We start from the raw sequence: 6724 nt of genomic DNA on the forward strand, positions 1-6724 counted from the left end.
ACTGGGCTACCGCTCGGTGTTCACCACCGTGCTGTTCACCCGGCTGATCGTGTTCCTGGTGACCGCCCTGGCGTTCGGGGTCATCGTCTTCGCCGGCCTGGCGCTGGCCTACCGCACCCGCCCGGTGTTCGTGCCGACCACCGGGGCCGGGGACCCGGTAGCCCGCTACCGGATGGCGGTGATGAGCCGGATGCGGTTGTTCAGCCTCGGTTTGCCGGTGCTGATCGGCGGAATGGCCGGGCTGGTGGCGCAGGGCTACTGGCCGCGGATCCAGCTATACCTGCACGGCGGCGCCTTCGGCATCACCGACCCGCAGTTCGGCCGGGACCTCGGCTTCTACGCCTTCGACCTGCCGTTCTACCGGCTGGTGCTCAGCTTCCTGTTCGCGGCGCTGTTCCTGGCGTTCATCGCCAACCTGGTGACGCACTACATCTTCGGCGGCATCCGGCTGGCCCCCGGCACCGGCGCGATCAGCCGCTGGGCCCGCGTCCAGCTGATCAGCCTGGTGGGGGTGCTGGTGCTGCTCAAGGCGGTGGCCTACTGGCTGGACCGCTTCGAGCTGCTGAGCCACACCCGGCTGGCCAAGCCGTTCACCGGGGCCGGCTACACCGACATCAACGCCGTGCTGCCGGCCAAGCTGATCCTGATCGCGATCGCGGTGATCTGCGCGGCGGCGGTGTTCTCCGCCCTGGTGCTGCGGGACCTGCGGATCCCGGCGATCGGCCTGGTGCTGCTGCTGGTGAGCTCGGTGATCATCGGGGCGGGCTGGCCGATGATCGTCGAGCAGTTCAGCGTCAAACCCAATGCGGCGCAGAAGGAGAGCGAGTTCATCTCCCGCTCCATCACCGCCACCCGGCAGGCCTACGGCCTGACCGAGGACGTCGTCACCTACCGCGACTACACCGGCAACGCCGCCACCAACGCCGCGCAGGTGGCCGCCGACCGGTCCACCACCTCCAACATCCGGCTGCTGGACCCCAACGTCATCAGCCCGGCGTTCACCCAGTTCCAGCAGGGCAAGAACTTCTACTACTTCCCCGACCAGCTCTCCATCGACCGCTACCAGGGCCGCGACGGCCAGCTGCGCGACTACGTGGTGGCCGCCCGCGAGCTCAACCCCGCCCGGCTGATCGACAACCAGCGCGACTGGATCAACCGGCACACCGTCTACACCCACGGCAACGGGTTCATCGCCTCCCCGGCCAACACCGTGCGCGGGGTGGCCAACGACCCCAACCAGAACGGCGGCTACCCGGAGTTCCTGGCCTCGGTGGTCGGGGCCAACGGCGGCGTCGTCTCACCCGGGCCGGCGCCGCTGGACCAGCCGCGGATCTACTTCGGCCCGGTGATCGCCTCGGGGGCCGACGACTACGCGATCGTCGGCAAGAACGGCGACGACCGCGAGTACGACTACGAGACCAACACCGAGACCAAGAACTACACCTACTCCGGGGTGGGCGGGGTGCCGGTGGGCAACTGGCCGGCCCGGCTGGTGTTCGGGGCGAAGTTCGCCGAGCGCAACTTCCTGTTCTCCAACGTGATCGGCAGCAACTCCAAGATCCTGTTCAACCGCGACCCCGCCGAGCGGGTCAAGGCCGTCGCCCCCTGGCTGACCACCGACTCCACCGTGTACCCGGCGATCGTCAACAAGCGGATGGTGTGGATCATCGACGGCTACACCACGCTGGACAACTACCCGTACTCGCAGCTGACGTCGCTGTCCTCGGCCACCGCCGATTCCACCGAGGTGGCGGTCAACCGGCTGCGCCCGGACAAGCAGGTGTCCTACATCCGCAACTCGGTGAAGGCCACCGTCGACGCCTACGACGGCTCGGTCACCCTCTACGCCCAGGACGAGGCCGACCCGGTGCTGCAGGCCTGGATGAAGACCTTCCCCGGCACCATCAAACCCAAGAGTGACATCACCGCCGAACTGGCCGCGCACCTGCGCTACCCCGAGGACCTGTTCAAGGTGCAGCGCGCGCTGCTGGCCAAATACCACGTCGACGACCCGGTGACGTTCTTCTCCACCTCGGACTTCTGGGACGTACCGCTGGACCCGAACCCGACGGCGTCGAGCTTCCAGCCGCCGTACTACATCGTCGCCAAAGACCTTGCCAGCAATGACAATTCGAGCTCCTTCCAGCTGACCAGCGCGATGAACCGGTTCCGCCGGGACTTCCTGGCGGCCTACATCTCGGCCAGCTCCGATCCGGACACCTACGGCAAGATCACCGTGCTGACCATCCCCGGTCAGGTCAACGGACCCAAGCTGGCGTTCAACGCGATCTCCACCGACACCGCGGTGTCCCAGGACCTCGGCGTGATCGGCCGGGACAACCAGAACCGGATCCGGTGGGGCAACCTACTGACCCTGCCGGTGGGCCAGGGCGGACTGCTCTACGTGGCGCCGGTGTACGCCTCGCCGGGGGCTTCGGACGCGGCGTCGTCCTATCCCCGCCTGATCCGGGTGGCGATGCTCTACAACGACAAGGTCGGCTACGGGCCGACGGTGTCCCAGGCCCTGGACGGGATCTTCGGCTCCGGTGCGGGGGCGACGGCGGCCGGCCCCGCCCCCACCGACGGCCAGCCCGGCGCGAAACCGGCCACCGACGGCGATCAGAAGGCCGCCCAGGTGGCCGAGGTGCCCACCCCGCCGGTGGCCGCGCTGCCGCCGGGCGGGATGACGCTCTCACCCGCCAAAGCGGCTGCGCTGCAGGAGGTTCAGTCCGCCCTGGGTGCGGTGCGCGACGCCCAGCGGTCCGGGAACTTCGCCCAGTACGGGGCGGCGTTGCAGCGCCTGGACGAGGCGATGGGCAAGTACGACGCGGCTAAGTAGCCCGGCTCGCCGGCCTGCGCCCGGTCCGCATCAGCGGGACGACGAACTCCTCGAGAAGGGCGCGTTCGTCCTCGGCGTCGCGGCCGGGCACGGTCAGGAACGACGTCAGCACCCGCACCAGCCAGCGGGCCCGCCGCCCGGCGGCATCGACGTCCCGGGCGTCCACCGAGAGCAGGAACCCCGCCGTCATGGCCTGCACCACCGCCGAGCCCTCGGCGGCCTCGGCGCCGATCGCGGTGCGGGTAAACCACGCTGACAGCGCGGGGTTTTCGCGCACCAGTCGCAGCGCGCCGGTGAGCGCGGCCAGCAGCCGTTGCGTCGGGTCGGTGATGCCGGTGAGTTGCTCGGCCAGTTGCCGGTTCACCGCCCGGGCGTGCCGGTGCACGTAGGCGGCGTGCAGGGCGTCCCGGTTCTCGAAGTAGCGGTACACCGTGGCCCGCGAGCAACCCGCCGCGCGGGCGATCTCGTTCATGCCGACCGCCTCGACGCCGTCGGCGGCGAACAGACCCGCGGCGGCATCCAGGATGCGGTCGCAGGCCGCCTCGGTGCGCTGCGCCCCCAGCCAGTCCGGCATCAGCGGCCGATCCGAACCGGCACCGACAGCGGCCGGCGCACGTAACCGCCTCCGGCCCAGGCGATTCCGTCGTGGTCGACGCGCAGGTCCGGGCAGCGGGCCAGCAGTTCGGTCAGCGCCACCCGGGACTGCATCCGGGCCGCCGCCGCGCCGAGGCAGTGGTGCGCGCCGTTGCTGAAGGTCAGGATGTTGCGCGGCCGGCGGGTGACGTCGAGGTCGGCGGCGTCCGGGCCGTACTGGCGTTCGTCGCGGTTGGCCGAGGCGTAGAGCAGCAGCACCTTGCGGCCGGCCGGGATGGTGGTCTCGCCCACGGTGACGTCGCGGGTGGCGGTGCGGGTCAGGCCCTGCACCGGGGAGGTCAGCCGCAGGAACTCCTCGACCGCGTCGGGGATCAGGCCCGGGTCCTCGAGGAGCATCCGGCGTTGGGCGGGGTGGCGGTCGAGCAGTTGCACCGCCCCGCCGAGCAGTCCGGTGGTGGTGTCGTTGCCGCCGGTGACCATGGTGAAGGTGAACGCCAGGATGGACAGCGTGCCGGCGATGTCGCCGTCGGCGCCCACCCCGGCGGCCACCAGGTGGGAGACGACGTCGTCGCCGGGGTCGGTGCGGCGGCGTTCGATGAGTTCGGTGAAGTAGCCGGTCATCCCCAGCAGTGCCTCGCCGGCGGTGAGCACGCCGTCGTCGGTGGTGGCCGCCGCGACGATGGCCTCGGTCCAGCCGTCGAATTGTTGCCGGTCCGCCTCGGGGACGCCGAGGTAGTGGGCGACCACCATCGAGGGCAGCGGCTTGAACAACTCGGCGACGATGTCCCCGCCGCCGTGCGCCCGTAGTTTCTCGACGCGCTCGACCACGAAGGCTCTGACGGCGGGCTCGACCGCCTCGACCTGGCGCGGGTTGAACCCGCGGGAGACCAGCTTGCGGAACTCGGTGTGGGCCGGCGGGTCGGTCATCACCATCGGCGGATTGTCCTGCAGACCAATGAGTTCCAGCTCGCCGTAGTTGACGGTCAGGCCCCCGGCGGAGGAGAAGGTCTCGTGGTCGCGGGCGGCGGCCCAGACGTCGGCGTGCCGGGACAGCACCCAGTAGTCGTGTGCGGGGTCCTCGGGGATGACGTGGTGCACCGGGTCGTGGTCGCGCAGGGCGGTGTACATCGGCCACGGGTCGGCCCAGGTCTGGTGTCCCCGGAGCCGGAAGGCCGCCTGAGACATTTGCGATGACATGTCTCATTACTAAAACGTCACGGTGGAGATGTCAACAGGTGACTTCGGCCGCCGCGCTGGCCTACGCTTGGCGAACGGGAGAAGGGTGACGCCGATGGATCGACGCAGTCGTCGCGGGGCGGTAGCGGTCTCGGCGGGGATCTTCCTGGGCGCGCTGAACATGGCCGCCGTCGCCCACGCCGACACCGATTCGCCGTCGCCGGACAGGTCCTCCAGCGCCCGGGGCGCCGAGCGGTCCGCGGGTGATCCCGGCCGGGCCTCGGCGTCGCGGGTGGGCCCGGCGCGCACCCCGGCCGGTGCCCGCGGCGCCGGGCGTTCTTCGCCGGTCCCGCCGGCGGCGCAGGCGGCCAAGCGGACTCCGGCCCGCCCGTCCGCGACGGTCCCCACGCTGTCGGCGGTGCCGACCCCGGCGCCCAGTGCTGCCGCCCCGCAACGTGACTCGGGAACCCCGCCGCCCTCGCCGGTCGCCTGGGCCGCGGCCGCCGCGGCCCGCAACGAGGTCGGCCGGCGCCCTTCGGCGGCCGCCGTCCCGGTGGCCACCGTCCCTGCGGCCGGTGCCACGGTGGCCCAGCCGGTGGGGCAGTACGTCAGTCCGCTGGGAACCCCCGAGCAGACCGCCGCCGAGCAGACGGCGATGCGGACCGCGCGGTCGCTGCCGGTGCTGGCGGCGAAGGCGGTGCTCGACGTGGCGTGGCGGGTCATCGGCGAGATCGAGTACGCGCAGATCGGCGGGCCGGACGAGGCGAACCTCGCCGCGCTGCGCGACGCCGTCGACGAGTGGGCGATGGCCAGCGCGTTCCAGTCGATGATCCTGAACTCCAACGAGCCGCGGATCGTCATGCAGGTCGCCCCGCCGCACCGCTGGTACGGGCGCGACGTCACCGGCTCGCGGATCCTCTACGACAACCCCGACACCGTCTACCGCTTCACCGGGGTCAACTACGCCTCGCAGTACGTGATCACCGGCCGGTTCCCGGACCATGACCCGCAGGCCAGCTTCAGCGTGCTGACCGGGACCACCGGCACCACGGTGGCGGTGCTCGACGCCTCCACGCTGGAACTGAGCCCGGACCGCACGTTCGTGCTCACCATCGGCGGCGACCCGGCCGAGCCCGGGCAGACCAACCATCTGCAGATCACCCCCGAGACCACGCTGATCGCGATCCGGGACACGCTTTCGGACTGGAACATTGACGATCCGATGGCGCTGTCGATCCAGCGCGTCGCCGGCCCGCCGCCGAGTCTGTTCGGCCAGTTCGGCGGGTTCGCCATCCCGGTCATCGGGCCGACGGTGGCCCGGAGTGAGTGCCTGACCGCGCTGGTGTCGCTGATCCCGCCGCTGCCGGTGGTTCCCCCCTTCGTGCAGGGGAGCCTCGCCGGGCTGCTGATGCTGCGCGGTGTCTCCGAGGAGTCCAAGTACATCCGGGTGGCCACCACCGACCCGGTGACCGGAAAACCCAAGCCGCCCAACGTGTTCACCGACCCGACCGGCAACGCGTCCTTCCTGGCCACCCAGCTGCAGAGCGCCGGCTACTTCCAACTGGCCGACGACGAGGCGCTGGTGCTCACCATCCGGCCCAACAACGCCGGCTACTTCGTGGCCCCGGTGACCAACGCCTGGACCATCACCGGCAACTACTGGGACCGGCAGACCAGCCTCAACCACGCGCAGGCCGAGCCGAACCCGGACGGCTCCTACACCCTGGTGGTCTCGCCGACCCAGCCGGATCTGGGGGAGGGCGCCAGCGTGTGGAACTGGGTGTCCACCGGCGGGCTGAACCAGGGCACGATGGCCATCCGGTTCCAGATGATCGCCCCCGAGGACCCGCTGGGCCCGACGGTCAGCTCGCAGGTGGTGTCCCTCGGTGATCTGGCCGGTGTGCTGCCGGCGGGCACGGTGCTGGTCACCCCGGCGGAGCGGGCGGCCCAGCTCGCGGCCCGCCGGGCGGGGTTCGATCGGCGGTTCGCGCCGTATCCGCAGGGTGTCTAGCTGGGGATTTGGTTGCGCCTACGCGGCTTGGGTAACCTTGCGGAGTCAACGCGGGGTGGAGCAGCTCGGTAGCTCGCTGGGCTCATAACCCAGAGGTCGCAGGT

Annotated in this window: 4 protein-coding genes; 2 read left to right on the forward strand and 2 right to left on the reverse strand. The window is 70.8% G+C overall.

The genetic code is table 11. From position 1 onward, the window contains the following. Positions 1–2839, forward strand: a 2839-nt coding sequence (locus ADBZ5U_RS11950; RefSeq protein WP_526265692.1) for a UPF0182 family membrane protein, incomplete at its 5' end; no start/stop codon positions are given. Here the strand turns inward: ADBZ5U_RS11950 and ADBZ5U_RS11955 are convergent. Beyond that, positions 2832–3413 carry a TetR/AcrR family transcriptional regulator gene (locus ADBZ5U_RS11955; protein WP_526265695.1) on the reverse strand — a complete coding sequence of 194 codons (582 nt, stop codon included), beginning with the start codon at positions 3411–3413 and terminating at the stop codon, positions 2832–2834. The genes ADBZ5U_RS11950 and ADBZ5U_RS11955 overlap by 8 nt on opposite strands. Then, the gene (locus tag ADBZ5U_RS11960) at positions 3413–4630 is read right to left on the reverse strand and encodes a cytochrome P450 (RefSeq protein WP_526265697.1); all 1218 of its coding nucleotides are present in this window, start codon (positions 4628–4630) and stop codon (positions 3413–3415) included. The genes ADBZ5U_RS11955 and ADBZ5U_RS11960 overlap by 1 nt, the downstream gene beginning before the upstream one ends. Positions 4631–4724: 94 nt before the next feature. Between ADBZ5U_RS11960 and ADBZ5U_RS11965 the strand changes: the two genes are divergently transcribed. After that, complete coding sequence (locus tag ADBZ5U_RS11965; RefSeq protein WP_526265699.1) at positions 4725–6620, forward strand: hypothetical protein; 1896 nt, start codon at positions 4725–4727, stop codon at positions 6618–6620. Positions 6621–6724 lie beyond the last annotated feature (104 nt).

The organism is Mycobacterium sp., assembly GCF_040398885.1.
Classification (GTDB): domain Bacteria; phylum Actinomycetota; class Actinomycetes; order Mycobacteriales; family Mycobacteriaceae; genus Mycobacterium.

Coding starts and splice junctions, on each gene's coding strand:
- ADBZ5U_RS11955 (WP_526265695.1), bottom strand. CDS start 3,413: ATGCCGGACTGGCTGGGGGCGCAGCGCACCGAGGCGGCCTGCGACCGC.
- ADBZ5U_RS11960 (WP_526265697.1), bottom strand. CDS start 4,630: ATGTCATCGCAAATGTCTCAGGCGGCCTTCCGGCTCCGGGGACACCAG.
- ADBZ5U_RS11965 (WP_526265699.1), top strand. CDS start 4,725: ATGGATCGACGCAGTCGTCGCGGGGCGGTAGCGGTCTCGGCGGGGATC.